Source organism: Streptomyces sp. NPDC002513 (assembly GCF_053595355.1).
Map to the genome: position 1 here is coordinate 25,770 of NZ_JBSFXK010000001.1, position 22,709 is coordinate 48,478.

A 22,709-nucleotide genomic window follows, 5' to 3' on the forward strand; every position below is an offset into this window, starting at 1 on the left:
GGGGCCCGCGCCGCTCGCCCGGGCCGCTCAGTCCTCGTCCCGCTCCTCCGCGGGCGCGTCGTGCCACCGGGGGTCCGTGTCCCACTCCTCGTTCCGCTCACGCGCGATGTCCATCGCGTGCTGCGCCTCCTCGCGGGACGGGTACGGACCGAAGCGGTCCTTCCCCGGACACTGGGGGCCCTCCTCGACCGTCCGGTGGTCCAGGCAGTAGAACCACTCGCCCGGTTTCCCGGCCGTCCGCTTCTTGAACAGCGCCATCGCTGGAGCTCCTTTCACCACGGTCCATGTTCCCGTACGTCCGCTGGATAGACTCGTTGGCATGTCTGGCCAGTCGCTGCTCGTACCAGGAGAGCTGTCTCCCACCCGTTCCGTACCCGGAAACATCCGGCGTCCCGAATATGTCGGCAAACCCGCGCCGACCCCGTACACCGGGGCCGAGGTGCAGACTCCGGAGACCATCGAGGCGATGCGTGTCGCCGGGCGGATCGCGGCCCGGGCGATGGCCGAGGCCGCGAAGCTGATCGCCCCGGGCGTCACCACGGACGAGCTCGACCGGGTCGCGCACGCGTACATGACCGACCACGGCGCCTATCCGTCCACGCTCGGCTACCGCGGCTTCCCCAAGTCGTTGTGCACCTCGGTCAACGAGGTCATCTGCCACGGCATTCCGGACTCCACGGTCCTGCGCGACGGCGACATCATCAACCTGGACGTGACGGCGTACATCGGCGGCGTCCACGGCGACACCAACGCCACGTACCTGGTCGGCGACGTGGACGAGGAGTCCCGGCTGCTGGTCGAGCGCACCCGTGAGTCCCTCAACCGCGCGATCAAGGCCGTCCGGCCGGGCCGGCAGATCAACGTCATCGGCCGGGTCATCGAGTCGTACGCCAAGCGGTTCGGCTACGGCGTGGTGCGGGACTTCACCGGGCACGGGATCAACTCGTCGTTCCACTCCGGGCTGATCATCCCGCACTACGACAGCCCGCACGCGACCACCGTGATGCAGCCCGGCATGACCTTCACCATCGAACCCATGCTCACCCTCGGCACCCGCGAGTACGACATGTGGGACGACGGCTGGACCGTGGTGACCAAGGACCGCAAGCGCACGGCCCAGTTCGAGCACACGCTGGTCGTCACGGACACGGGCGCGGAGATCCTGACTCTCCCGTAGACACCCGCGTCCTGGCGTGTCCGCGCCGCCCACGCCACGAAGCCCGCTCGTGCACGGACGCTGTCGGTTCATTCCGCCCCGCTGGATCTCGTCCGGCTTCGGTGCCGGGTCTCTAACCGGCGGGGCTTGAGCAAGACGCGCCTTGGGCAGAGAGCACGGCATGGGTGACCTGATCGGTGAGTGGGCGACGCAGGTAGCGGAAGCCGAACTCAGCAGTCCGCTTCCACGACGGTGGGCGCATACACAAGGAGTGGCTGAACGCGCGGTTGAAGTGCGTCAGGTTCTCGGCATAGACGCTGGCCTGCTCTTCGCTGCCGCCACGCTTCATGACGTCGGGTACGCACCCCGGCTCGCGGTGACCGGCTTCCATCCGCTGGACGGGGCCCGGTTCCTCCGTGACGAGCACGGGGCTGACAAGCGGCTGGTGCGGCTGGTCGCGAACCACTCGTTCGCGCTCCTGGAGGCCGAGGAGCGCGGGCTGAGGGAGGAACTCGCAACGGAATTCCCGTTGCTGGAGGAGCCTCTGCTCGTGGACGCCCTCGTGTACTGCGACATGACGACGACGCCCGACGGCGGCCGGACCACCGCGCGGGAGCGGGTCGCGGAGATCGTCGACCGCTACGGCGCGGACAGTGTAGTCGGGCGGTTCATCCGGCGGGCGGCGCCGGAGATCTTCTCCTCGGTCGAGAGGATCGAGGCCGCGCTGGCGGCTCAGCCGAGGTAGGGGTACGTGCCGGCGAGGTAGTCCCCGATCTGCTGGCGCATGCTCGGGTGGACGTCGTAGTGGTCCAGGTCGGCCGGCTGTACGAAGCGGACACCGTCGGCCTCGTCGTTGATCGTGGGCGCTCCGCCGACGGGGCGGCCGATGTAGGTGTTCTCGTACTGCTGGCGGATCTCGCCGTCGGTGTAGGCGACGATATGGTTCGGGTTGGTGTAGACGCCGAGGAAGCCGGTGATCTCCGCGATGATGCCGGTCTCCTCCAGGCACTCGCGCACGGCACATTCAGCCGCGGTCTCGCCGATGTCCTGGGCTCCACCGGGGAGTGCCCACTGGCCGGTGTCGCGGCGTCGCTGGAGAAGAATGGCGCCGGTCTCGTCGACGACGAGGAGGTTGCTGGCCGGGATGAGGGTGTTCGCCTTCGGGGCGGTGGGGTCGTTGTAGTACTCAGTCCTGCCCATGGTCGGCGGTCCTCTCCGGGTCGGGTGTCCATGGCCGTGCGATGGCCCAGACGGCGTCGAAGCTTTGAGCGTAGCTCTCGAACCACCCTGCGTCGTCTGCCCTCTTGAGGTGGAGGAGGGGGTTGGCGCTGGCGGGTTGTCCCCAGATGTGGGGGTTGACGAGCAGGTTGTCGTCGTAGCGGAACATGGACGGGACGCGAGCCTACGGAGCCGGCGCGTACCAAGGGGCGTACGGATCGACTGATCATGCGCGATATGTTCGTCCGCGACGAGCTGCCCGTACCTGACTGGCACTCCGTTGAGACCGCCCTCGCCCAAGCGGGAGAAGCACGGCTGGATGAACTGCGCAGGCGCGGAACTGCCTTGCCCGGCGCCTATGAGGCGCTGAAGGCCGCCTCCGCCCAGAGCGGGTGGGTTTCCTCCGTCCTGACCGGCAACGTCGCCTCCAACGCACGGGTGAAGCTATCAGCGTTCGGCCTCGACTCACTGCTGGACCTGCCGGTGGGCGCCTACGGAGCGGACGCCGAGCTCCGTCCCCAACTGGTTGCTGTCGCCCGCGAGCGCGTGCAGCGGCTTCGCGGCGTTCCGGCTGACGTCCCCACCGTCCTGGTGGGGGACACCCCTCGCGACGTGGAAGCGGCCCTGACCACGGGCTCCGGGATCGTCGCCGTCGCATCGGGCATCCACGGACCGGAGGAACTGACCGCCGTCGGCGCGGCTGAAGTCCTGCCCGACCTTTCGGACACGAAGCGCGTTCTCGACATCCTGGAGTCCTTCGCAGGTCACTGAAAATGTCCCAGGACGTCCTCGGACCGTCCCTGAACGCGGTGACGAGGTCCCCGGGCAGAAGGCCACTATCAGGGCTCCCAACAGGCAGTCAGCCGAAGGAGCCGATGTGATCGGGGAAGTCACCGGGATCAGGAAGATCCGGATGCTGTACCTGCAGCTGCTCTACCGCTGCAACTTCACGTGCCTGCACTGCTTCCACGGCAAACGGCTTCAGTACGCCGACGCCTTCACCGCCGAGGAAGCCGTCAGTCTCCTCTCCCTGATGCGGGACGAGTACGGCACAGAGGCCGTGACCCTGCTCGGCGGAGAGCCGTTCGTCCACCGGGACCTCGCGCAGGTCGTCCGCCACGCCAAGGAGGAGCTGGGCCAGCGCGTCGAGATCTGCACCAACGGGTACCGGATCGAACGCCGACTGACGGAGATCGCTCCGCACCTGGACCTACTCAGGGTCTCGCTGGAGGGCGTCGGATCGACCAACGACGGCATCCGCAGGCAGGGCAGCTACCACAGCGCCCTCAACTCGCTCAGTCTGGCGCGGGATCTCGGCGTTCCGACGGGCGCGACCATGACCGTCACCTCGCGGAACATCGACGAGGTCCTCCCTCTCGCCAGCGTCTTGGCGCAGCTTGGGGTCCGGCAACTCAAGCTCCATCACCTGCGGCCGGTCGGCAACGCCGCCGACCATCCCGAGCTGCTGGTCACCGACCCCTCCGCTTACGGCCGGCTCCGCGAATTGCTCGCATCGGCCGATCTGCCCCTGGAGGTGATCGTCGACGAAGACCTCTCCGAGAATGGCGCCCCACAGGTCTGCGCACCGTCCGCCGGGCCGCGCGAGATCGACCGCATCGAGGCCGACCCGCGCGGAGCGCTGACCATGTCCTGCAAGGCCGTAGGCAAGGACTCGCACGCCTTCTGGTACGAGAAGGCGGCGGGACGCATCGTCCACAGGCCGTCGGCCACGGACGAACTCGCCCTCGGGGTGCCGGACGTGGTGTATGCCCGTGCCTGACCACCCGCGCTTCGAGAGCCTGGAGGGCTTACGGGGCACCGGTAAGTCCACCCTGGCGCCGATGCTCGCCGCCGCCCGCCATGCCGTCCTCGTCCCCACCGTCCCGTCCCTCTATCAGCCCGTCAGACACGCGTTGGACGAGGGGACGAACGTCGAGGCGCGGATGTGCCTCTACCTCTCCGCGCTGTTCACTGCGGCGGAGGAGATCCGGCACCACCTTGATGCTGGTCTCTCTGTCGTCGTCGAGAGCTACTTCGCCCGGTGCCTCGCCAACCACCGGGCCCTGGGCGCTCGGCTCGGCGTCGCCCTGCCGAGCTGGCTGCCGACACCCGTCACGTACCACCTCGTCTGTGCCGACGACGAACGGCAACGTCGCCTCGCTGGACGGAACAAGCCAGCATCGCGGTGGGACGCACTGATCGAGACCGCCACGGACCGGGTGACGTACGCCTACGCCTCGTTCCCGATGCATCGCATCGACACCACGGGGCGCAGCCCCGACGAGGTCCTCCGCGTGATCACAGACACCGATACGCAAGGAGCGCACTCCCATGCAGACACAGAGCCTGTGGGAGCACACCCTCACCTTCTTCCCCCAGTTCCTCGCCACGCTGCGGGAACGCGTAGCCCCTGACGCCATCATCGCGGTTGTCGGCGCGAGCGACGGCAAGTTCGTCCTGCCCCTCGCCGCCGCTGGCTACCACGTTGTCGCCATCGAACGCGACGCGGTTGCCCTCCACGGAGGCGACGTCCACCTCCCGGGTGACAGCCAGGCACACGCGCTGGGCCTGATCGATCGATTGAAGCTCGAAGAACTCCGCGACCGCGTACAGGTCGTTGAGGACGACTTCCTCGACGGCGAACCCCTGGGCCTGCAGTGCGAGGCGGTCTGGACGAGCTGCTCGTGGCACTACAGTGCCAACCACCACCGCCCGCTCGCCGAGTTCGTCGACCGCATGCAGCGCCTGGTCCGCCCGGGCGGTGTGCTCGGCGCGGAGTTCATGATGCCCGTCGAAAGACGCCACCACATGATCGAGCACTACACCTCCCCCGAGCGCCTGCGCCATCACTTCCTCGGCGACTGGGAGGTCCTGCTCACCCTGCGCACGAACGAGTTCACCGAGCGACCCCACGTCGGCCAGCCGCACCGCCACACCCACCGCATGGGCCTGATCATGGCCGCCCGAACGTCCACCCTCACCGACCACTTCTGAGACAAGGACCCATGAAGCACGAGTACGAGGCGAAGTTCCTGGCCGTCGACGCCGTCGGCCTCCAAGCCAAGCTGACCGCCCTCGGCGCCGTCCGGGCACTCCCCCGCACGCTCCTCACCCGCAAGATCTTCGAGAACGACTCTCTCGACGGCGGGGCCTGGCTCCGCCTGCGTGACGAGGGCACCCGCTCGACGCCCACGCTCAAGCAGGTCACCGATGCCACGACGATCGACGGCACCAAGGAGATCGAGACCGAGGTCACCGACCTGCACGCCATGGCCGACATCCTCCGTCGAGTCGGCCTCACCGAGGTCCGTTACCAGGAGAACTACCGCGAAGAGTGGCGCCTGGGCGAGGTCGCCTTCGACTTCGACACCTGGCCTGACCTGCCCACCTTCCTGGAGATCGAAGGGCCGGACGAGGCATCGGTCCGACAGGCCGCCGCGCTGCTGGACCTGGACTATTCCGAGGCCCGGTTTGGCAGCGTCGACGAGATTTACAAGAGCGAGGCGGGCCGCGACATTCTCGCCGAACCGACCCTCCTGTTCTGCGACTCCGAGAAGCAGGAGGACGCTTCCCCGACGGCCCAGGGCCGTTGATCACGGAGGCGGACGAGCAATGGTGACGGAAGTCGCTCTACAGCACAGGATCATCCCTGGAATCACCGAGTTCGTCCGCGGAGGAAGCCCGGACCACTCCGCCCGGCCGACGAAGCCGCCGCGGTGGGACAGCCGACCTCCGGAAGAAGGACCGGCAAGCATCGGGGCCAGAACAGGTTCCTCCGCCGAGGTTGAGCCCCCGCCCTAATCAGCAGGTGTCCGCCGTCCCCGCGGCGTGAGCCTAGCCAGGGTCCGTCAACGCTCCAGCAGCACCGGTCCGTCAGCGCTCCAGCAGCACCCTCCCTCCGATCTCCACCCACCCCTCGGGCTGCGGTGCCGTCAGGATCTGCGAGCCCGCTCCCTGGGTGATGTTCAGCGCGCGGCCCAGTCGCGCCGTCAGCAGCAGCGCCGCCGCGCCCGTCGCCTCGTCCTCGTCGATGCCGTCGTCGCGGCCGGGGAAGGCGCGGGCGCGCACACGGCCCGCCGCCTCGTCCTCCCACGCCCAGGCGTAGATCCACTCTCCCGGCGGGGGCACCTCCAGCGCGTCCACCTCGGCGGCCGTCGCGTACTGCTTCAGCGTGCGCGGCGGCGCCCACTCCGGGAGAGCCTCGATCCAGCTGAACTCGCCGTCCAGGCGCGCCCCCACCACACCGGCCGGGGTGACGATCTCGGGCACGTCGAGCAGCCAGGCCGTGCCCACACAGGGGTGCCCGGCGAAAAACAGCCGCAGCGTGGGGGTGTAGATGTCGATGACGCCGCGCTCGGGATCGTCGACGAACACCGTCTCGCTGAAGCCGAGCTTCGCGGCGAGCGCCTGCCGGTCGCTCCGCTCGGGAACCGTCGAGCCGTCGCGGACGACGCCGAGTTCGTTGCCGTACCCACCGCCGGGTCCGCAGAAGACACGCAGCACGTCGTAGTCAGTCACGCGGGCATTCAAACATCACTCCGGGCCGCCGGGGAGCCGGTCAGCCGTGCAGCCAGATCCGCAGCGGGCCGACCGGCTCGAAGCCATGGCGCACGGCGACCGCCAGGCCATCGCCGTGCTCATAGCCGACCACCGGCAGAGTGGGGAAGAGCCGGTGCACAGCATCCAGTACGACCGGCCAGGCCACGCCAAGGTCGCCGCCGAGTGCGAAGACGTTGGAGATTCCGACCACCTGGTCACTGAGACTCGCCACCGCTCCGGCGACCACTCCGCCGTCGGCGGAGTGTCCGGCGATCACGAATGTGGCGGGGTCGTCGAGCAGTTCGGGCCGGAAGAGGTTGGCATTTCCGTCCCCGTCGTCCCAGGCGAGCGCCCATGCGCGCAGTGTGTCCGGGTCGCCCGCCACGTCCCAGGCGACATCCGGCGCGGTGGCGGGCGCACTCGCCGGACGGTGGATCCACTGCGCCTCGAACAGCACCTGGAAGCCGGCCTCCGTCAGGTCGAGGTCGGCGAAGCTGTCCTTGACGGAGGCGCCGGGCGCGGCGGTGTCGATCCGGGCCTCCAACGCGGCCGGGTCGGCCCCTGGCACCAGCGTCACCGCGTCGGGGTAGTACAGCGGCGTGCGGGCCGGAGCGGCCCATACCTCTTCCCCGAACTCGCCCGCCAAGCCGTGCGATCGGCTCATCACTGCGCACCATTCGGCGTTGTTGCGGGCGGCGGCCTGGACCAGGAGTTGCTTCGGCGTCGTCACGAGTACGGATCATGGTTCGTCGAGGCCCGGCTGGTCGAAGGCTTTTCTCCTGCCCGCAGGACGGACGTCTCACCCGAGATGGGTCAGTTCCCGTAGAACGACGTGATCGTCCACGGGCTGCGACAGTTGACCTTTTCTTGGTCATTTCTTGGGGATTGTTTTAAGATGGCGCACTCAAGCCGTATCCGTGATCTTCCGTCCGACCGGAATCACGACCCGGTTGGTGTGAGTGAGGTAAGGCTCAGGTAAGTTAGGCAAGCCTCACCACACCGCGCGGGCTCCCTCCGTGCGGTGCAGTCCTTCGTTCGCCCCCTGGGAGCATGCATGCGAGCCGCCCGACTCTCCGTCGTCACCGCCGTCGCCACCGCGGCCGCCCTGACCGCCGTCACGGCCTGCACCGCGAAAAGCGACGCCGAGGGCAGCGACGCGATCCAGGTGACGGCCGCCGACACCACGTGCGACACCTCAACCACGTCCGTGCCGGCCGGCCAGGTCACGCTGAAGATCGAGAACAAGGGCTCCAAGGCCACCGAGGTCGAGATCGTCTTCCCGGACGACCGGATCGTCTCCGAGAAGGAGAACATCGGCCCGGGCACCAAGTACACGCTGACCGCCGAGGTCAAGGCCGGTTCGTACGAGATCGCCTGCCGCCCGGGGATGAAGGGTCACGGCGTACGGCAGAAGCTGACCGTCACCGGTGGCACGGCCGCCCAGCGGGACCCGAAGCTGGACCAGGCCGTCGCCGACTACCGCGCCTACGCGCAGGACCAGGCCGACGAGACGCTGCCCCGGGTCGAGACCTTCGTGAAGGCGGTCAAGGACGGCGACGTGGCGGCCGCGCAGAAGGCCTACGCGCCGTCCCGCCTCGGCTGGGAGCGCACCGAGCCGGTCGCCGAGTCCTTCGGTGACATCGACCCGAAGGTCGACACCCGCGCCGACGGCCTGGAGCAGGGCCAGAAGTGGACCGGCTGGCACCGGCTGGAGAAGGCCCTCTGGCAGGACAAGAAGATCGGCGCCGAGGAGAAGACCCTCGCCGACCAGCTCGTCAGGGACCTGAAGGACTGGCAGGCCCGGGTCGGCAAGGCCGAGATCACCCCGACCTCCATGGCCAACGGCGCCAAGGAGCTGCTCGACGAGGTCGCCACCGGCAAGGTCACCGGCGAGGAGGACCGCTACGCGCACACCGACCTCGTCGACTTCAAGGGCAACGTCGAGGGCGCGCAGAAGGCGTACGAGCTGCTGAAGCCGGTCGCGCAGAAGAACGACGCCGCGCTGACCCAGGAGCTGGACAAGCAGTTCGCGGCGCTGAACACGCTGCTCGACAAGTACCGCTCGGACAAGACGTCGTACGACTTCGTCTCGTACGACAAGGTCGGCAAGGACGAGCGCAAGGAGCTCTCGGACGCGGTGAACGCGCTCGCGGAGCCGCTGTCCAAGCTCGCCGCCGCCGTCGTGAAGTAGAAGCAAGGGACCACAAGCATGACGGACACGACCACGGACACGGCCTCTTCGCAAGCGGCCTCCCCGGCGCCCTCACGGCGTGCGCTGATCGGCTGGGGCGGCGCGGGACTCGCGCTCGGCGCGGCCGTGGCCGGCGGTGCGGTGGCGGTGGCCCGTACGGGCGACGGCGCCGACCCGGCCGAGGCCGCCACGGGCGCCGCGGTGGGCTTCCACGGCGCGCACCAGGCGGGCATCGCCACCCCCGTGCAGGACCGGCTGCACTTCGCCGCGTTCGACGTGAGGACCGACGACCGCGCCGAGTTCGTCCGGCTGATGAAGGACTGGACGGCGGCGGCGCGGCGGATGACCGCGGGCCTGGCGGTCGGCGAGGGCGCGTACGGCGGGCTCGCCGAGGCCCCGCCGGACGACACCGGTGAGGCACTGGGCCTCAAGCCGACGCGGCTGACGCTGACGATCGGCTTCGGACCGTCGTTCTTCGAGAAGTTCGGGCTGCGGGAGCGGCGGCCGGATGCCCTGGTCGACCTGCCCCCGTTCCCGGGCGACAACCTCGACAGGTCCCGCACCGGCGGCGATCTGTGCGTCCAGGCCTGCGCGGACGACCCCCAGGTCGCCGTGCACGCGATCCGCAACCTGGCCCGCATCGGCTTCGGCAAGGTCGCCATCCGCTGGTCCCAGCTCGGCTTCGGCAAGACCTCGTCGACCACCCCGGACGCCCAGACCCCCCGCAACCTCATGGGGTTCAAGGACGGCACCCGCAACATCGCGGGCACGGAGACGGACCGGCTGAAGAGGTTCGTCTGGGTCGGGGACGGCGACGGCGACCGGAACACGGCCTGGATGACCGGCGGCTCGTACCTCGTCGCCCGGCGCATCCGCATGAACATCGAGACCTGGGACCGAGCCTCGCTCCAGGAGCAGGAGGACGTCTTCGGCCGCGACAAGGGCGAGGGCGCCCCCGTCGGCAAGGCGAAGGAGCACGACGAGCCGTTCCTGAAGGCGATGAAGCCCGACGCGCATGTGCGGCTCGCCCACCCCGACTCCCACGGCGGGATCACGATCCTGCGCCGCGGCTACTCCTTCACCGACGGCACGGACGGACTCGGCCGCCTGGACGCGGGCCTGTTCTTCCTCGCCTACCAGCGCGACCCGCGCAAGGGATTCATCCCGCTGCAGCGCAGGCTGTCGGCGTCCGACGCGCTCAACGAGTACATCCAGCACGTGGGTTCGGCCGTCTTCGCGGTCCCGCCGGGGGTCCGCGACCAGAACGACTGGTGGGGCCGGGCCCTGCTGACCGAGGAGGCGTAGTCCGTGTTCTCCAACTACCTGATCGGCCTGCGCGAAGGACTGGAAGCCAGTCTCGTCGTCTGCATTCTGATCGCCTATCTGGTCAAGACGGGCCGCCGGGACGCCCTGAAGCCGATCTGGATGGGTATCGGCATCGCGGTCGCCATCGCGCTGGGCTTCGGCTGCGTCCTCGAATTCGGCTCCCAGGAGCTGACGTTCGAGGCCCAGGAGGCGCTCGGCGGCACCCTGTCGATCCTCGCGGTGGCCCTGGTGACCTGGATGGTCTTCTGGATGCGGCGCACCGCCCGGCATCTGAGGTCCGAACTGCACGGCAAGCTGGACGCCGCCCTGCGGATGGGCACGGGCGCGCTGGTCGCCACCGCGTTCCTCGCTGTCGGCCGGGAGGGTCTGGAGACCGCGCTGTTCGTGTGGGCGTCGGTGCACGCGGCCAGCGACGGCACCCCGCGCCCGCTCATCGGCGTCGCCCTGGGGCTCGCCACGGCGGTCCTCCTGGGCTGGCTGTTCTACCGCGGCGCTCTGAAGATCAACCTCGCCAAGTTCTTCACCTGGACCGGCGGCATGCTGGTCGTCGTCGCCGCGGGCGTGCTCGCCTACGGCCTCCACGACCTGCAGGAGGCCGGCTGGGTCCCGGGGCTGACGAACCTCGCCTTCGACATCAGTGGCGTCATCCCGCCGGACAGCTGGTACGGCACGCTGCTGAAGGGCGTGTTCAACTTCCAGCCCGACCCGACGGTCCTCCAACTCACGGTGTGGGCCCTGTATCTGGTCCCCACGCTCGCGATCTTCCTCTCCCCGGCCGGGTTCGCCCTCGGCAGGAGCAGGCAGCAGGTTCCGCCTCCCCCGGTGCACGAAAAGGTCTGACGGTGCGCCGGCCGCCGCCGGCGGTGTCACGGTGCGGACGCGGTAGGGGAACCCGCCGCCCGCCGCTCGCCCCGCCCCGGTAGGGTTCGCCTCCGGGAAGGGGAAGGTGAAGGCCACTCATGAGCAGGGATCGCGGGGTTGGCGGGGAGCGCAGCCCTCTGACACGTCGTAGCCGGGGCCCTCGGACGCCTCGTCGGCGCGGCTCTCGGACGCTTCGGGGGCGCGGCCGCTTCGCCCTGGCGACAGCGGTGGCCGCCGTCGTCTCCCTGACGGCGAGCGGCTGCGTCGTCGTCCACGGCGAACGCGAGGTCGTGCCGACGGCGACCAGGCCCGAGGCCGCCCGCGCGCTCAAGGACTTCCTCGCCGCCTACAACAAGGCGGACAAGACCTACGACCGCTCCCAGGACGCGGACCGGGTCACCGGCGCCCTCGCCGACATCGACGCCGGCAAGCTGGCGGCGGGACACCGGACCAGCCCGGACGGCAATCCGGCCCATGTCCCGCTGAAGCTGACCGACGCCCGGTTCACGATCCCGAAGAAGGCGGGCTGGCCCCGCTGGTTCGTCGCCGACGCCCACGCCAACAAGGGCAGCACGGAAGCCCATTGGCTGCTCGTCTTCACCCGCTTGGGCCCGGACAAGGTGTGGGCGGTGTCGTATCTGACCATCCTCGCGGCGGGTGACGTGCCCACGTTCGAGAAGGACAAGGACGGCTGGGCCGAGCCCGTCACCGCGGACGACGCGGCGCTCGCCGTGCGGCCGAGCGGGCTCGGGGCGGCCTACGCGTCGTATCTGAAGAGCGGCGGGACCGTGTTCGCGCCGGGCCCGCACACCTCGCAGTTCCGGGCCGGCCGGCTGGCGAACGCGAAGCGGCCCGGGCTGGCCCAGCAGTATCTCGACCAGCCGCTGACGGACGGCGCCTACGCCCCGGTGGGGCTGCGCACCACCGGCGGTGGCGCGCTGGTGTTCTTCGCCACGCGCCGCTTCGAGAAGCAGACGGCCGCGCAGGGCGTGAACCTCGACGTCAGCGCGAACACCAAGGCGCTGCTGACCGGAGAGGTCAGGCAGTCCCTGACGCTGGAGTTCGTCTCCAACCAGGCGGTGCTGGACCCGGCACGCGGTCAGGTGACGTTCCTGAGCCGGGTGGAGGGGCTGACGGGCGCGAAGGGGGAGTGAGGGCTCAACTCCCGTGCGGCCAGCCCGCGAGCTGGTCCCCGGCGGCGTTCCCGGCGTGGCGCGCGCAGGCGTCCGTCAGATGCTCCAGCAGGCTCAGCGGATCCGGCAGCGCGTGCTCCGGCCCCCGTACCCACGCGACGGTCAGATCACCGGGCAACTGCGCGGGCGGTACGAGCACGTACGAGCCCCGGCAGTGCCAGCGCAGACCCGGATGCTCGTCCATCGTCTCCGGCTGGCAGTCCAGCGCGCACGGCCACCACTCGTCCTCGTCCTCGGGGGTGCCGCGGGTCAGGGTGAAGAACAGCATGCGGGCGTCGCCGGTCTCGGCGACCGGTCCCACCTCCACACCGGAGGCGAGCAGCGCCGCCAGGGCCTCCTCGCCGGCCTCCCACGGGACGTCCAGCACGTCGTGCACCATCCCGGTCGCGGTGATGAAGTTCGCCTGCGGCTGGTGCCGGGCCCAGCGCTCGACCTGCGCCCGGTCCGTCGTGGACTGGGTCTGCCAGGCGAAGGAGACGGGGTGCCGGGCGGGCGTGGGACAGCCGATGCGGTCGCAGGAGCAGCGGTAGCCGACGGGGTGCGCGGCGGGCGCGAGCGGCAGCCCCGCGGCGGCGGCAGCCAGCAGCATCGCCTCACGGCCGCCGTCACCGGCGTCCTCCTTGAGACGGGCGGGACGGCGTCCGCGCAGCCACTGGGAGATCCTGCCCTGCCCGCCCGTGCGGCGGCCGAACTCTGCGCTCATCTATCCCCTCGCCTCACTGCCGTGACCGGGACACATGCCCCATGGTCCCACCATCCTGCGCCCCGGTTGACCGGAGACCCCGTCCGGGGTAGGAGGGGCAACGCCAACCGCGGGCCGGTATCAGAGGCCATTACGGGATTTATCCGTATGTATCCGGCGGAAGGGAGACCGACGTGGGTGTCCGACCGCACTCGTGTACGGGCGGGGTCTTCCGTGGTCCGTGAGGGGTGCCGGCCCGGCGCGGGTGCGGGCCGGACCTGGCCGGCAGCCGGGGGCAAGCGGGTGTCAGTCCTCGTGGGCCGGGGGCCACGGGTCGCCCCAGTCGGTGTCGCGGGCCGCCCGGTAGAGGGAGCCGTGGCGTTTGGTCACCGTGTCGCGGTGCAGGGACTCGTCCGGGCCGCACAGGTCGAGAAGCACCTGGCCCTTGCGGATCTGCGGCCGGCGGACGACCCGGGAGGCGGCCGGGTGCACCGGGAAGCGGGCCGCGGCGACATAGCTGAACTTCTCGTCCTCGTACGCCAGCGAGCCGCCCTTGACCTGCCGGTGCAGCGAGGAACGGCTGACCCGGGCCGAGAAGTGGCACCAGTCCTCGCCGGGCACGATGGGGCAGGCCGCGCTGTGCGGGCAGGGCGCGGCGACCTGGAAGCCGGCGCCGATCAGCCGGTCGCGGGCCTCGATGACCCGGGCGTAGCCGTCCGGGGTGCCGGGTTCGACGACCACGACGGCCTGCGCGGCCGCCGCGGCGGCGTCGACGACCGCGGCACGGTCGGCCTCGGTCAACTCGCCGAGGACGTAGGAGACCGTCACGAGATCAGTGCTCTTGAGCGTGAGCGCCGATCCGATACGAGAGCGGTGCCACTCGGCGGCCTTCAGTTCCGGGTTCGCGGCGGCGATCTCCCGGCCCAGCGCGAGCGCGGGCTCGGCCCAGTCGAGCACGGTGACCGGGCGCTTCCCCTCCCAGGTGGCGCTGACGGCCCAGGTCGCCGCCCCGGTGCCGCCGCCGACATCCACATGGCTCCCCGGCGCCCATCCGGGCACGGCGTCGGCGAACGCCGCCAGCGCCGCGGACACCGCCTCGAACGTCGCGGGCATCCGGTACGCGGCATACGCGACCACGTCCGAACGGTCCCGCAGCACGGGCACGTCCGTCGGGGTGCGCCCCCGGTAGTTGGCGATCAGCCGCTCCACGGCCTGCGCGGCCTGCCGGGGCGGCAGCCCGTCGAGCAGTCCGGCGAGGGCGGCGCGCAGGGTGTCGGCTGGGGAGACGGGGACGTTCACCCGCCGATTCTCTCAGGTGCCCCGGACCGCCCGCGCCAGTCGGTTCCCCATCGCCACGCGCACCCGGTGGTCCGGGTCCCGGCGGCGGGGATGGACCGCGTTCGCGAGGAGGACGAGGAAGGTGTCCGTCGCCGGGTCCAGGACCAGGGACGTGCCCGTGAAGCCCGTATGGCCTGCCGCGCCCCGGCCCGCCAGCGCGCCCATGAACCACGGCTGGTCGACCGCGAAGCCCAGGCCCGGCGCAGTCAGCATCAGATCGACGAGGTCGGGGCCCAGGATGCGCGCGGGCCCGTAGGAGCCGCCGGACAGCAGGGTGCGGCAGAAGACCGCCAGGTCCCGTGCCGTCGAGAAGAGGCCCGCGTGCCCGGCCACCCCGCCGAGCGCCCAGGCGTTCTCGTCGTGGACCACCCCCCGCAGCATGCCCCGGTCCACCTTGGCCCACGGTCGCCGCTGGTCCTCCGTCGCCGCCGCGTCCGGGCTCGGCCCGAAGCCCGTCGCCGTCATCCCGAGCGGCCGGGTGATGCCGTCGTGGACGAGCGTGTCGAGTGTGCGCCCGGTGACGCGTTCCAGGACGTACTGGAGGAGCAGCAGGTTCAGGTCCGAGTACCGGTAGGTGCCGGGCGCGCCGACCGGGGCCTCCGCGCGCAGCAGTGCGAGCCGGGCCGCGTCCGACGGGCAGTCGTACAGCGGGAGTTCGGGCCGCAGCCCGGAGGTGTGGGTGAGCAGTTGCCGTACGGTGATCCCGTGTTCCGCCGCCGCGTGGAAGTCCGGCAGGTACGCCGCGACCCGCGCGTCGATGCCGAGCGTGCCGCGCTCCAGTTGCTGCATCGCGGCGACCGTCGTGCACAGCTTGGTGAGCGAGGCCAGGTCGAAGGGCGTGTGCACGGTCATCGGCACCCGCGCCTCGGGCGGCAGCTCGACGCCCCGGTCCGCCTCCGCGTCGTAGGCGGCGTACCGGACCGCCCAGCCCGCCGCCTCCTCCACGGCGATCACCGGGCCGCGCCCGGCGATCACCACGGCACCCGCCGCCCAGGGGCGCTCCCCGCCGACGGCGTCGTGGAGGTCCCGCACGACAAGACGCAGTTCCTCCGGGTCGAGCCCGGCCTTCTCCGGGGTGTCGACGCGCAGTCTCGGTGCGCTCAGTTCTCCTCCCCCACGCTCTCCACGCCCGCGCGGGTGCGGGTGTGCCAGGGACGGCACAGTGTCACGAAGCAGGCGGCGGCCACCAGTGCGGCCGCCAGTTGGACGACGGCCATCGGGACCGCGGTGTGCTCGCCGGCGATCCCGACGAGCGGCGAGGCGACCGCCCCGATGAGGAAGGAGATGGTGCCGAGCAGCGCGGAGGCGGAACCGGCGTGGTGCCGGGTGCGCATCAGGGCCAGCGCCTGGGTGTTGGGAAGGGTCAGGCCCATCGCCGACATGAGGACGAACAGGGCCGCCGCGACCGGCACGAGCCCGACGGGGCCGAGGGCGCCCGTCGCCATCAGCAGCAGCGCGGCCGCGGCGAGGGTGATGACCGCGAGGCCCGCCGCCAGCACCTTGTCGAGAGCGACCCGGCCGACCAGGACCTTGCCGTTGATCTGCCCGGCGATCACGAGGCCGACGGAGTTGAGGCCGAACAGCAGGCTGAAGGTCTGCGGGGAGGCGCCGTAGATCTCCTGGATCACGAACGGGGAGGCGCTGACGTAGGCGAAGAGCGCGGCGAAGGCGAAGCCGCCCGCGAGGGTGTAGCCGGTGAAGGCCCGGTCGGCGAGCAGGGCCCGAAGGGAGCCCAGGGCCGCGCCCGCTCCGCCGCCGTGCCTGCGGCCCGGCGGAAGGGTCTCGGGCAGCCTCGTCCACACCAGCGCGGCGAGCGCGATCCCGACGGCCGTGAGGACGACGAACACGCCCCGCCAGTCCGTGAAGCGCAGGATCTGGCCGCCGATCAGCGGCGCGACGATCGGCGCGACCCCGGAGATCAGCATGAGGGTGGAGAAGAACCGGGCCATGGCCACGCCGTCGTACAGATCACGGACGACGGCGCGCGCGATCACGATTCCGGCCGCGCCCGCGAGCCCCTGCACCAGCCGGAACGCGACGAGCGACGTGACCGAGGGCGCGAGCGCGCACAGCGCGGTGGCGACGACGTAGACGGCCAGCCCCGCGAGCAGCGGGCGCCGCCGCCCCCACTTGTCGCTCATCGGGCCGACCACCAACTGGCCGAACGCCATGCCCGCGAGGCAGGCGGTGAGGGTGAGCTGCACGGTCGCGGCGGGCGCGTGCAGGGACGTGGTGACCTCCGGCAGGGACGGGAGGTACATGTCCATGGCCAGCGGGGGTGTGGCGGTGAGCCCGCCGAGGAGGAAGGTGACGAGGAGCCCGGTGCGGCGGGGCGCGGCACCGTTCCGGAGCACCTCACCGTTCCGGAGCGCGGCACCGTCCCGGGCGGGGGGTGCGGCCGGGTCCCTCGGGGCGGTGGCGGTGGGCGGTGCGGCGGCAGGAGCCGTCGCCTCCGCCCCGGGTATGTGGTCCTCCGGCTCGTCCCGGTGACGCGTGGTGCGGCCACGCTCGGGCATGTGCCCCCCTCTCCTCACGGTCTGCCCCCATGCTCTCAGCTCCTGCGGGGTGGCTGGAGAAACCGGACGGTTGGCGCACGACGCTCGCGCCGTATGCGTGGCGCCGTCGCTCCGGGGCCGGTACGGGGCGGGGGCCCCGGCGGAGGCGCAGGTCGCGACGGTGGAGGCGGCGGGGCCGCGCAGGGCCCGGCCTGGCTGGTGGGCAACCGCTCAACCTACACAAACGGAATGTGAACCTCCGTGCCATGCGGGCACATTGCGGGCTTATGCTCAACACTCCTCCACCAAAGCTTCACAGTTGGAGCAGTGGGGTTCCGGAGACCACCTCCGGGGGGGGAGGCGGCAGCCGTTCCGCGGACCGGCAGGGGGTGGACCCCGCCCGGGACCGCGGGGTGCGCACGGATCGCGGAACGGCTGCCCACATGCCGGCGGCGGGTGACGTCCCTCGCAGTGGCCGTGCCGCCGCGTCGATCCAAGCAGTGCCTCGTCAAGGCGACGACGGGCTTGTCACGCCGCCGACGGCTCGTCAACGCCGGTGCCGCGCCTCCTCCGTCGTGTCCCGCCGCCGTCGCCCCCGCAGCGCGTACGCCCCGCCGGCCAGCAACGCCAGTACGCCCGAGGCCCCGCCGGCCAGGCCCCACGACGAGCGGTCGCGCGCGACGGGGGCCCCGGCCGCTCCCGCGCGTGCCGTCCCCGTCGGCGCGGGCGTCGCCTTCGCCCCGCCCTCGCTGAGCGGCTCCACCAGCGTGCCCACGGCCTGGGCGGTCCCGGCGCGCCCGAAGCCCCAGTCGAGCAGGGCGGCGGTCTCCGCGTAGACGCCGTTGCCGCCCGGCCGGGGGTGCATCACGGTCACGAGGAGGGTGCGGCCCCCACGGGTGGCGGCTCCCGTGAAGGTGTTGCCCGCGTTGCTGGTGTAGCCGTTCTTGACGCCGATGAGTCCCTTGTAGGTGCCAAGGCCCCACGCGCCGGTGAGCAGGCGGTCGGTGTTCTGGATCTGGAAGGTCTTCTTGCCGCCCGCCGGGAAGTCGGCGGTCCTCGTCGCGCAGTACCCGCGGAAGTCGGCGCGCTTCAGGCCGTGGCGGGCGAACAGCGTGAGGTCGTACGCGGAGGACAGCTGTCCCTTGTGGTCGAAGCCGTCCGGGCTGACCACATGGGTGTCCAGGGCCTGTAGGTCCGCGGCCCTGGCCTGCATCTCGGCGACGGTCTTCGCGAGCCCGCCGTTGAGATGGCTGAGGACGTGCACCGCGTCGTTGCCGGAGCGCAGAAAGACGGCGAGCCACAACTGCTCGACGGTGTACGTGATTCCGGGCCTGATGCCGACCAGGCTGGACCCGGCGGGGACGTCCGCGAGTTCGGCCTCGGTCACCTTGTGGGTGAGGGTGCGGTCGAATTTCCCCAGCACGGTGTCCGCGAACAGCATCTTCAGTGTGGAGGCGGGCGCGAGCCGGCGGTGCGCGTCGTACGCGGCCAGCACCTCGCCGCTGTCATGGTCGGCCACGAGCCAGGAGCGGGCGGTGAGCTTCTTCGGCAGGCCGGCGGCGGCCCCCCGCACCTGGACGCCGGAGCCGCCCAGACGTGCGCCGCCGATGGCCACGGGGTGCTCGGGACTCGCGATGGCGGGCGCGGCGGCGGTCAGCGGCGCGGCGGCGGCGAGCCCGAGAAGGGCACGCCGGGACATCTGCGCCGCGCAGGAGGAGGACGAAGAGGAATCACGCACCCCGGGACCGTACAAGGGCAGCCTTCAACAGCATGCAGCAAGGTCTCAAAAGGGCGGCAAAGCAGGGGTCATGACGTGGTGCGGCCGCGCCCGCACACCGGTCAGGCCCCCGCCCGGAGCCCCTGATCCGCGCCCGCGGCCTCCGGGACCGCCGGCTCCGGAGCCGCTTTCCGCACGCTCGATGGTCTCCATGCCCGACGACGCTATGAGTTGGAGCGCGCTTCAGGGCAAGGGCCGGGCGGCGGTGATCAAGGTCCGCGCGGTCGGGAAGCCGGGGGATCCGCGTCGGGCAGGGGGTGCCCCGACCGAGGAGTGCCGTGAGGTCCCCGGAACACGCCACCCGAACGGCGCCGTGGGCAGGCCGGCGGGCGGGGGCGGTGGGACGGTGGGAACGCGAAGGGAAGACGGTCCCTGTTGTCCGGCCCGGGAGTGATCGTGAGCTGTGTCGACCGACGTGACGTGGGGCTGCTCCTGCTCCGGCTGGGCACCGGCGGGGTGCTGGCCGCGCACGGCACGCAGAAGCTGTTCGGCTGGTTCGGCGGCGGCGGTGTCGAGGGGACCGGACAGTTCATGGAGTCGGTGGGCTACCGGCCGGGGAAGGCGAGCGCGGTGGCGTCCGGGCTCGCGGAGACGGGCAGCGGTGTGCTGCTGGCCCTCGGCCTCGCGACGCCGGCGGCGGGTGCGGCGGCGGCCGGTGCGATGGCGGGGGCGGCGGCCGTGCACGTACCGAACGGATTCTTCGTCCAGAGCGGCGGCTACGAGCACCCGGCGACCCTCGGCCTCACGGCGGCGGGCCTGGCGATCGCGGGGCCCGGCCGGCTCTCCGTGGACGCGCTGTTCGGCCAGGTGGTGAACCGCGAGTGGATGGTCCCGGCGGCGTTCGCGGTGACGGCGGCGGTCACGACGCTGGTGATCGGAGCACGGAACAAGCGGCTGCGGAGGAAGACGGAAGGGGAGCAGGAGACCCTGTTCGACGAGTAGCCGGCGGGGCCGGGCGACGGGGTGTCAGTTCGACCGTTCCTACGGGCCGGTGGGGTGGCCGGCCGCTCTCCCGGCCTGCGCCTTCACGGTCGGCCGCGGTCCGCCGAGGCGCTGAAGAATCGTTTCAGCATGGCCTCGCCCGCGCGGCCGGACGATGAACGACCGTGAAGCATTCGTGCCCAGTGACCAAGTAAGCGTTCCCGGTCGGTTGTTGGCACTTACCAGACTGATAAGATCATTACACTTTCAGCAGGCTGGTATCGCGTCGAGTACGCGTGCACGGGGGGACAGTCTCGCAGGCCCCATCGCGAAGGAGTCGCCGTTGGTCCGCCGATGAGGCCCACGGCCCGCGATGCGGGGGGCCTCGGTCGTGTGGCCGACAGTTACTTCCGCGAGGCGACTTGAAGAGAGTCTCATGACGTCACTGATCAAGGATCCACTCCTGTGGATCCTGCTGGTAGTACTGATCGCTGCGGTCATCGCAGTGAATCGAGCCCGGAGAACCAACATGGCGCTCCGGAAGCAGAACGCCGATCTGCACACCACCCGGGACGGGCTCCACGCGGAGACCCAGAGGCTGCACGGCGAGTACGCCGCACTGCGGGCCGACCAGGAGCGGGCTCTGGCGGAGGTGCGCGGCGACGCGGAAACGGAGACGAAGGACGTTCTGAAGGCGTGGATGCGCAGCTTGCAGGTGCTGGCCGATCAGCAGCAGCGCTCCATCAGCGATCTGGCCCGGGTGAAGTACGGCGATGATCCGCAGATCCTCGCCGACCTGATGACGATCGACCACACCAACAGCCAGTTCGGCCGGCGCGCCCAGGGCATCGCCGCCCTGTGCGGCGGCTGGCTGGGGCGCCGCGAGGCCGCCGCGTCGGTGTATGACGTGGCCCGGAGCGCCACGGGTCGTATCAAGCACTTCGACCGGGTGAAGATCCACAACCGGATCAATGTCCACATCGTCGCCACCGCGGTGGAACCCGTGGCCGTCGTTCTCGCGGAACTGCTGGACAACGCCACCAACTACAGCGCGCCGGGTACCCCCGTCGAGATCAACATCCAGGCCGTTCCGACCGGTATCGTCCTGATCGTCGACGACGCCGGTCTGGGGATCAGCCAGGAGGAGAAGGACCGTGCCGCCGCTCTGCTGAACCCGGCGACGCCGATCTCGATCACCAGCCTCGGCAACCCGCCCCGGGTCGGATTCGCTGTCGCCGGAGTGCTCTCCGAACGGTACGGCTTCAAGGTGTCCGTGGACTCCGTATCGCCGTACGGAGGTGTACGCGCGGTCATCCTTCTGCCGGAGAGCCTCTTGAGCAACGAAGCCCCCGAGCCCGCGGCCGAGACCGACCTGTACGCCGACACCGACACCCCCGCCCCCGAGGCGCGCCTGGCCCGGATTCCGGCCGCGGTGCCGATCATCGGGACGACGGCGGGCGGACTGCCCAAGCGCCGTCGAGCGGTCGCGGTGGTTCCGCAGCCCGTCGCCGCGGACCCGGAGCCGGTGTCGCAGCACAACAGCGAGGTGACCGCGTCGCGCATCGGGGCCTTCGCACGCGGAACGCTGCGCGGGCGGGACACGACCACCACGGAAGGAACTCAAGAACAGTGAAACCCGATCTGTCGTGGGTGCTCGACGACGTGTTGACGGTGAGCGGCGCCCGCCATGCGATTCTCGTCTCGGCCGACGGCCTGCTCCTGGAACGCTCCAGCGACATCTCCCGGGATGACGCCGAGAAGAACGCCGCCGCGATGAGCTCGATGCAGTCCCTGAGCCGGGCGGTCGCCCCCTTCGTGGCCGGCGGCAAGGGGATCTGGAAGCAGACGCTCATGGAGTACGACGGCGGCTGGATCTTCCTGATCGCGGCGGGCAGCGGGTCCTACCTGGCGGTCTCCGCCGCTCTGGACGTCGACATGGAACTCATGTCGATCCGGATGCAACAGCAGGTGAAGGCGCTGGGTGTCGCTCTGAGTACGCCGGAGCGACAGAGCGCTGGTGCCGAGGCATGACCACGCCCGGCGAGGAAGCTCCGGTCTCCAGCGAACTCGTCCGCTCCTACGTCATCACCGGCGGCCGGCGGCTGCCCTCCGCCGACGACCTGTCGCTGCACACCCTGGTCACCCTGGCTCCCGACCGGGAACTGCCCCTCGGAGCCAGCCCGGAGGTGCGTGCCATCTGGGAGCTGTGCGGCGGAGGCTATCTGGCCGTGGCCGAGGTGGCCGCGCACCTGGGCCTGCCGGTGGGTGTCGCCCGTCTGCTGTTGAGCGATTTAGCGGAACAAGGGCATCTGTTGCGCCGCGCCGCGCCGCCCCCTGCCCAGGCCGTCGACAGAGACCTCATCGAAAAGGTGCTGTATGGACTTCAAACCCGTTTCGCCTGAGGCCCGATACGTCTCGGGCGCGGTGACCACCACCGCGAAGATTCTCGTGGTGGGCCACTTCGCCGTGGGCAAGACAACGTTCATCGGCTCGCTGTCCGAGATAGCCCCCTTGCGCACCGAGGAGAAGATGACGCAGGCGTCCACCCACGTGGACGATCTGCGCGGCGCGCCGGACAAGGTGACGACCACCGTGGCCCTGGACTTCGGCCGTCTGACCCTCAGCGACGAGGTGGTGCTGTATCTCTTCGGCACACCCGGTCAGCAGCGCTTCATGCAGCTGTGGGAGGACATGGCCCGGGGCGCGATGGGGGCGCTGATCCTTGTCGATCCCGTCCGGCTGGCCGACTCGTTCCCGGTGATCGAGCTGGTCGAGAAGTACGGCCTGGAGTACTCCATCGCGGTGAACAGCTTCACCCCGGACAACCCGTACGCGGAGGACGAGATCCGCGAGGCACTCGATCTCCTGCCCGACACACCCGTCACGTACTGCGACGCACGGAAGCGGGACTCGTCGGCCATGGCACTGATCACCCTCGTCCAGCATCTCCTCGCCCGGTCGGTCTGAGCCGGCCGCCTTTCGCCACCACCGCCCGGAGCGCTACCGCTCCGG

Annotated in this window: 24 protein-coding genes and 2 pseudogenes; 16 read left to right on the plus strand and 10 right to left on the minus strand. The window is 70.8% G+C overall.

The features are described from left to right. Positions 1-27: 27 nt before the first annotated feature. On the minus strand, positions 28-258 hold the full coding sequence (locus ACWD5Q_RS00105) for a hypothetical protein (RefSeq protein ID WP_451424693.1): 231 nt from the start codon (positions 256-258) through the stop codon (positions 28-30). A 61-nt stretch (positions 259-319) separates the two neighbouring features. Between ACWD5Q_RS00105 and map the strand changes: the two genes are divergently transcribed. After that, the gene (gene map, locus ACWD5Q_RS00110) at positions 320-1,177 is read left to right on the plus strand and encodes a type I methionyl aminopeptidase (RefSeq protein WP_451424694.1); all 858 of its coding nucleotides are present in this window, start codon (positions 320-322) and stop codon (positions 1,175-1,177) included. Between the two features lie 160 nt (positions 1,178-1,337). Next, positions 1,338-1,901 carry an HD domain-containing protein gene (locus ACWD5Q_RS00115; protein ID WP_451424695.1) on the plus strand — a complete coding sequence of 188 codons (564 nt, stop codon included), beginning with the start codon at positions 1,338-1,340 and terminating at the stop codon, positions 1,899-1,901. Here ACWD5Q_RS00115 and ACWD5Q_RS00120 read toward each other — a convergent pair. Together ACWD5Q_RS00120 and ACWD5Q_RS00125 are read right to left on the minus strand one after the other, a co-directional pair. Further along, on the minus strand, positions 1,889-2,356 hold the full coding sequence (locus ACWD5Q_RS00120) for an NUDIX hydrolase (protein ID WP_451424696.1): 468 nt from the start codon (positions 2,354-2,356) through the stop codon (positions 1,889-1,891). The genes ACWD5Q_RS00115 and ACWD5Q_RS00120 overlap by 13 nt on opposite strands. Beyond that, a pseudogene (locus ACWD5Q_RS00125) lies at positions 2,343-2,546 on the minus strand (XRE family transcriptional regulator); the annotation flags it as partial. The gene ACWD5Q_RS00120 and the pseudogene ACWD5Q_RS00125, both read right to left, overlap by 14 nt. On the opposite strand from ACWD5Q_RS00125, the pseudogene ACWD5Q_RS00130 reads away from it, so the two are divergent. The 5 genes and pseudogenes from ACWD5Q_RS00130 to ACWD5Q_RS00150 form a co-directional block, all read left to right on the plus strand. After that, positions 2,546-3,145: pseudogene (locus ACWD5Q_RS00130) on the plus strand (haloacid dehalogenase-like hydrolase); the annotation flags it as partial. The pseudogenes ACWD5Q_RS00125 and ACWD5Q_RS00130 overlap by 1 nt on opposite strands. Before the next feature lie 106 nt (positions 3,146-3,251). Further along, positions 3,252-4,154: a radical SAM protein gene (locus ACWD5Q_RS00135; protein ID WP_451424697.1), complete on the plus strand. Its 903-nt coding sequence runs from the start codon at positions 3,252-3,254 to the stop codon at positions 4,152-4,154. Beyond that, positions 4,141-4,788, plus strand: coding sequence for an AAA family ATPase (locus ACWD5Q_RS00140; protein ID WP_451424698.1), 648 nt, complete (start codon positions 4,141-4,143; stop codon positions 4,786-4,788). Before ACWD5Q_RS00135 ends, ACWD5Q_RS00140 begins: the two co-directional genes overlap by 14 nt. After that, positions 4,706-5,368, plus strand: a complete 663-nt coding sequence (locus tag ACWD5Q_RS00145) for an SAM-dependent methyltransferase (RefSeq protein ID WP_451424699.1) — start codon at positions 4,706-4,708, stop codon at positions 5,366-5,368. The genes ACWD5Q_RS00140 and ACWD5Q_RS00145 overlap by 83 nt, the downstream gene beginning before the upstream one ends. 11 nt (positions 5,369-5,379) lie before the next feature. Next, a complete protein-coding gene (locus ACWD5Q_RS00150) occupies positions 5,380-5,967 on the plus strand; it encodes a class IV adenylate cyclase (protein ID WP_451424700.1) in 588 nt (195 codons plus the stop codon). Between the two features lie 280 nt (positions 5,968-6,247). Here the strand turns inward: ACWD5Q_RS00150 and ACWD5Q_RS00155 are convergent, their stop codons facing one another. Together ACWD5Q_RS00155 and ACWD5Q_RS00160 are read right to left on the minus strand one after the other, a co-directional pair. Further along, complete coding sequence (locus ACWD5Q_RS00155) at positions 6,248-6,892, minus strand: PhzF family phenazine biosynthesis protein (RefSeq protein ID WP_451424701.1); 645 nt, start codon at positions 6,890-6,892, stop codon at positions 6,248-6,250. A gap of 40 nt (positions 6,893-6,932) precedes the next feature. Next, entirely contained in the window at positions 6,933-7,643 is a 711-nt protein-coding gene (locus tag ACWD5Q_RS00160) for a hypothetical protein (RefSeq protein ID WP_451424702.1), read from the minus strand. A 324-nt stretch (positions 7,644-7,967) separates the two neighbouring features. On the opposite strand from ACWD5Q_RS00160, the gene efeO reads away from it, so the two are divergent. The 4 genes from efeO (at position 7,968) to ACWD5Q_RS00180 (ending at position 12,445) form a co-directional block, all read left to right on the plus strand. Beyond that, complete coding sequence (efeO, locus tag ACWD5Q_RS00165; protein WP_451424703.1) at positions 7,968-9,104, plus strand: iron uptake system protein EfeO; 1,137 nt, start codon at positions 7,968-7,970, stop codon at positions 9,102-9,104. Between the two features lie 18 nt (positions 9,105-9,122). Beyond that, on the plus strand, positions 9,123-10,409 hold the full coding sequence (efeB, locus tag ACWD5Q_RS00170; protein WP_451424704.1) for an iron uptake transporter deferrochelatase/peroxidase subunit: 1,287 nt from the start codon (positions 9,123-9,125) through the stop codon (positions 10,407-10,409). A gap of 3 nt (positions 10,410-10,412) precedes the next feature. Next, a complete protein-coding gene (gene efeU / locus ACWD5Q_RS00175) occupies positions 10,413-11,270 on the plus strand; it encodes an iron uptake transporter permease EfeU (protein ID WP_451424705.1) in 858 nt (285 codons plus the stop codon). Positions 11,271-11,518: 248 nt separating this feature from the next. Next, entirely contained in the window at positions 11,519-12,445 is a 927-nt protein-coding gene (locus tag ACWD5Q_RS00180) for a hypothetical protein (RefSeq protein WP_451424706.1), read from the plus strand. 4 nt (positions 12,446-12,449) lie between these two features. Here ACWD5Q_RS00180 and ACWD5Q_RS00185 read toward each other — a convergent pair whose 3' ends face one another. The 5 genes from ACWD5Q_RS00185 to ACWD5Q_RS00205 all read right to left on the minus strand — a co-directional run bounded on the left by ACWD5Q_RS00185 (position 12,450) and on the right by ACWD5Q_RS00205 (position 18,698). Continuing rightward, positions 12,450-13,187, minus strand: coding sequence for a bifunctional DNA primase/polymerase (locus ACWD5Q_RS00185; protein ID WP_451424707.1), 738 nt, complete (start codon positions 13,185-13,187; stop codon positions 12,450-12,452). Positions 13,188-13,472: 285 nt separating this feature from the next. After that, positions 13,473-14,465 carry a small ribosomal subunit Rsm22 family protein gene (locus tag ACWD5Q_RS00190; RefSeq protein WP_451424708.1) on the minus strand — a complete coding sequence of 331 codons (993 nt, stop codon included), beginning with the start codon at positions 14,463-14,465 and terminating at the stop codon, positions 13,473-13,475. A gap of 12 nt (positions 14,466-14,477) precedes the next feature. After that, positions 14,478-15,665 (minus strand): serine hydrolase domain-containing protein, encoded by a 1,188-nt coding sequence (locus ACWD5Q_RS00195; protein ID WP_451424709.1) that lies wholly within the window; start codon positions 15,663-15,665, stop codon positions 14,478-14,480. Beyond that, the gene (locus ACWD5Q_RS00200; protein ID WP_451424710.1) at positions 15,605-17,020 is read right to left on the minus strand and encodes a multidrug effflux MFS transporter; all 1,416 of its coding nucleotides are present in this window, start codon (positions 17,018-17,020) and stop codon (positions 15,605-15,607) included. The genes ACWD5Q_RS00195 and ACWD5Q_RS00200 overlap by 61 nt, the downstream gene beginning before the upstream one ends. A 526-nt stretch (positions 17,021-17,546) precedes the next feature. After that, entirely contained in the window at positions 17,547-18,698 is a 1,152-nt protein-coding gene (locus tag ACWD5Q_RS00205; protein ID WP_451424926.1) for a D-alanyl-D-alanine carboxypeptidase family protein, read from the minus strand. Positions 18,699-19,172: 474 nt separating this feature from the next. On the opposite strand from ACWD5Q_RS00205, the gene ACWD5Q_RS00210 reads away from it, so the two are divergent. The 5 genes from ACWD5Q_RS00210 to ACWD5Q_RS00230 all read left to right on the plus strand — a co-directional run bounded on the left by ACWD5Q_RS00210 (position 19,173) and on the right by ACWD5Q_RS00230 (position 22,664). Then, positions 19,173-19,718: a DoxX family protein gene (locus ACWD5Q_RS00210; protein WP_451424711.1), complete on the plus strand. Its 546-nt coding sequence runs from the start codon at positions 19,173-19,175 to the stop codon at positions 19,716-19,718. 415 nt (positions 19,719-20,133) lie between these two features. Continuing rightward, on the plus strand, positions 20,134-21,330 hold the full coding sequence (locus ACWD5Q_RS00215; RefSeq protein WP_451424712.1) for an ATP-binding protein: 1,197 nt from the start codon (positions 20,134-20,136) through the stop codon (positions 21,328-21,330). Further along, positions 21,327-21,728: a roadblock/LC7 domain-containing protein gene (locus ACWD5Q_RS00220; protein WP_451424713.1), complete on the plus strand. Its 402-nt coding sequence runs from the start codon at positions 21,327-21,329 to the stop codon at positions 21,726-21,728. The genes ACWD5Q_RS00215 and ACWD5Q_RS00220 overlap by 4 nt, the downstream gene beginning before the upstream one ends. After that, positions 21,725-22,099: a DUF742 domain-containing protein gene (locus ACWD5Q_RS00225; protein WP_451424714.1), complete on the plus strand. Its 375-nt coding sequence runs from the start codon at positions 21,725-21,727 to the stop codon at positions 22,097-22,099. Before ACWD5Q_RS00220 ends, ACWD5Q_RS00225 begins: the two co-directional genes overlap by 4 nt. Continuing rightward, the gene (locus ACWD5Q_RS00230) at positions 22,074-22,664 is read left to right on the plus strand and encodes a GTP-binding protein (protein ID WP_451424715.1); all 591 of its coding nucleotides are present in this window, start codon (positions 22,074-22,076) and stop codon (positions 22,662-22,664) included. Before ACWD5Q_RS00225 ends, ACWD5Q_RS00230 begins: the two co-directional genes overlap by 26 nt. The last annotated feature ends 45 nt before the right edge of the window (positions 22,665-22,709 follow it).

Coding starts and splice junctions, on each gene's coding strand:
- ACWD5Q_RS00105 (WP_451424693.1), bottom strand. CDS start 258: ATGGCGCTGTTCAAGAAGCGGACGGCCGGGAAACCGGGCGAGTGGTTC.
- map (WP_451424694.1), top strand. CDS start 320: ATGTCTGGCCAGTCGCTGCTCGTACCAGGAGAGCTGTCTCCCACCCGT.
- ACWD5Q_RS00115 (WP_451424695.1), top strand. CDS start 1,338: ATGGGTGACCTGATCGGTGAGTGGGCGACGCAGGTAGCGGAAGCCGAA.
- ACWD5Q_RS00120 (WP_451424696.1), bottom strand. CDS start 2,356: ATGGGCAGGACTGAGTACTACAACGACCCCACCGCCCCGAAGGCGAAC.
- ACWD5Q_RS00140 (WP_451424698.1), top strand. CDS start 4,141: ATGCCCGTGCCTGACCACCCGCGCTTCGAGAGCCTGGAGGGCTTACGG.
- ACWD5Q_RS00145 (WP_451424699.1), top strand. CDS start 4,706: ATGCAGACACAGAGCCTGTGGGAGCACACCCTCACCTTCTTCCCCCAG.
- ACWD5Q_RS00150 (WP_451424700.1), top strand. CDS start 5,380: ATGAAGCACGAGTACGAGGCGAAGTTCCTGGCCGTCGACGCCGTCGGC.
- efeO (WP_451424703.1), top strand. CDS start 7,968: ATGCGAGCCGCCCGACTCTCCGTCGTCACCGCCGTCGCCACCGCGGCC.
- efeB (WP_451424704.1), top strand. CDS start 9,123: ATGACGGACACGACCACGGACACGGCCTCTTCGCAAGCGGCCTCCCCG.
- ACWD5Q_RS00185 (WP_451424707.1), bottom strand. CDS start 13,187: ATGAGCGCAGAGTTCGGCCGCCGCACGGGCGGGCAGGGCAGGATCTCC.
- ACWD5Q_RS00200 (WP_451424710.1), bottom strand. CDS start 17,020: ATGCCCGAGCGTGGCCGCACCACGCGTCACCGGGACGAGCCGGAGGAC.
- ACWD5Q_RS00205 (WP_451424926.1), bottom strand. CDS start 18,698: ATGTCCCGGCGTGCCCTTCTCGGGCTCGCCGCCGCCGCGCCGCTGACC.
- ACWD5Q_RS00215 (WP_451424712.1), top strand. CDS start 20,134: ATGACGTCACTGATCAAGGATCCACTCCTGTGGATCCTGCTGGTAGTA.
- ACWD5Q_RS00225 (WP_451424714.1), top strand. CDS start 21,725: ATGACCACGCCCGGCGAGGAAGCTCCGGTCTCCAGCGAACTCGTCCGC.
- ACWD5Q_RS00230 (WP_451424715.1), top strand. CDS start 22,074: ATGGACTTCAAACCCGTTTCGCCTGAGGCCCGATACGTCTCGGGCGCG.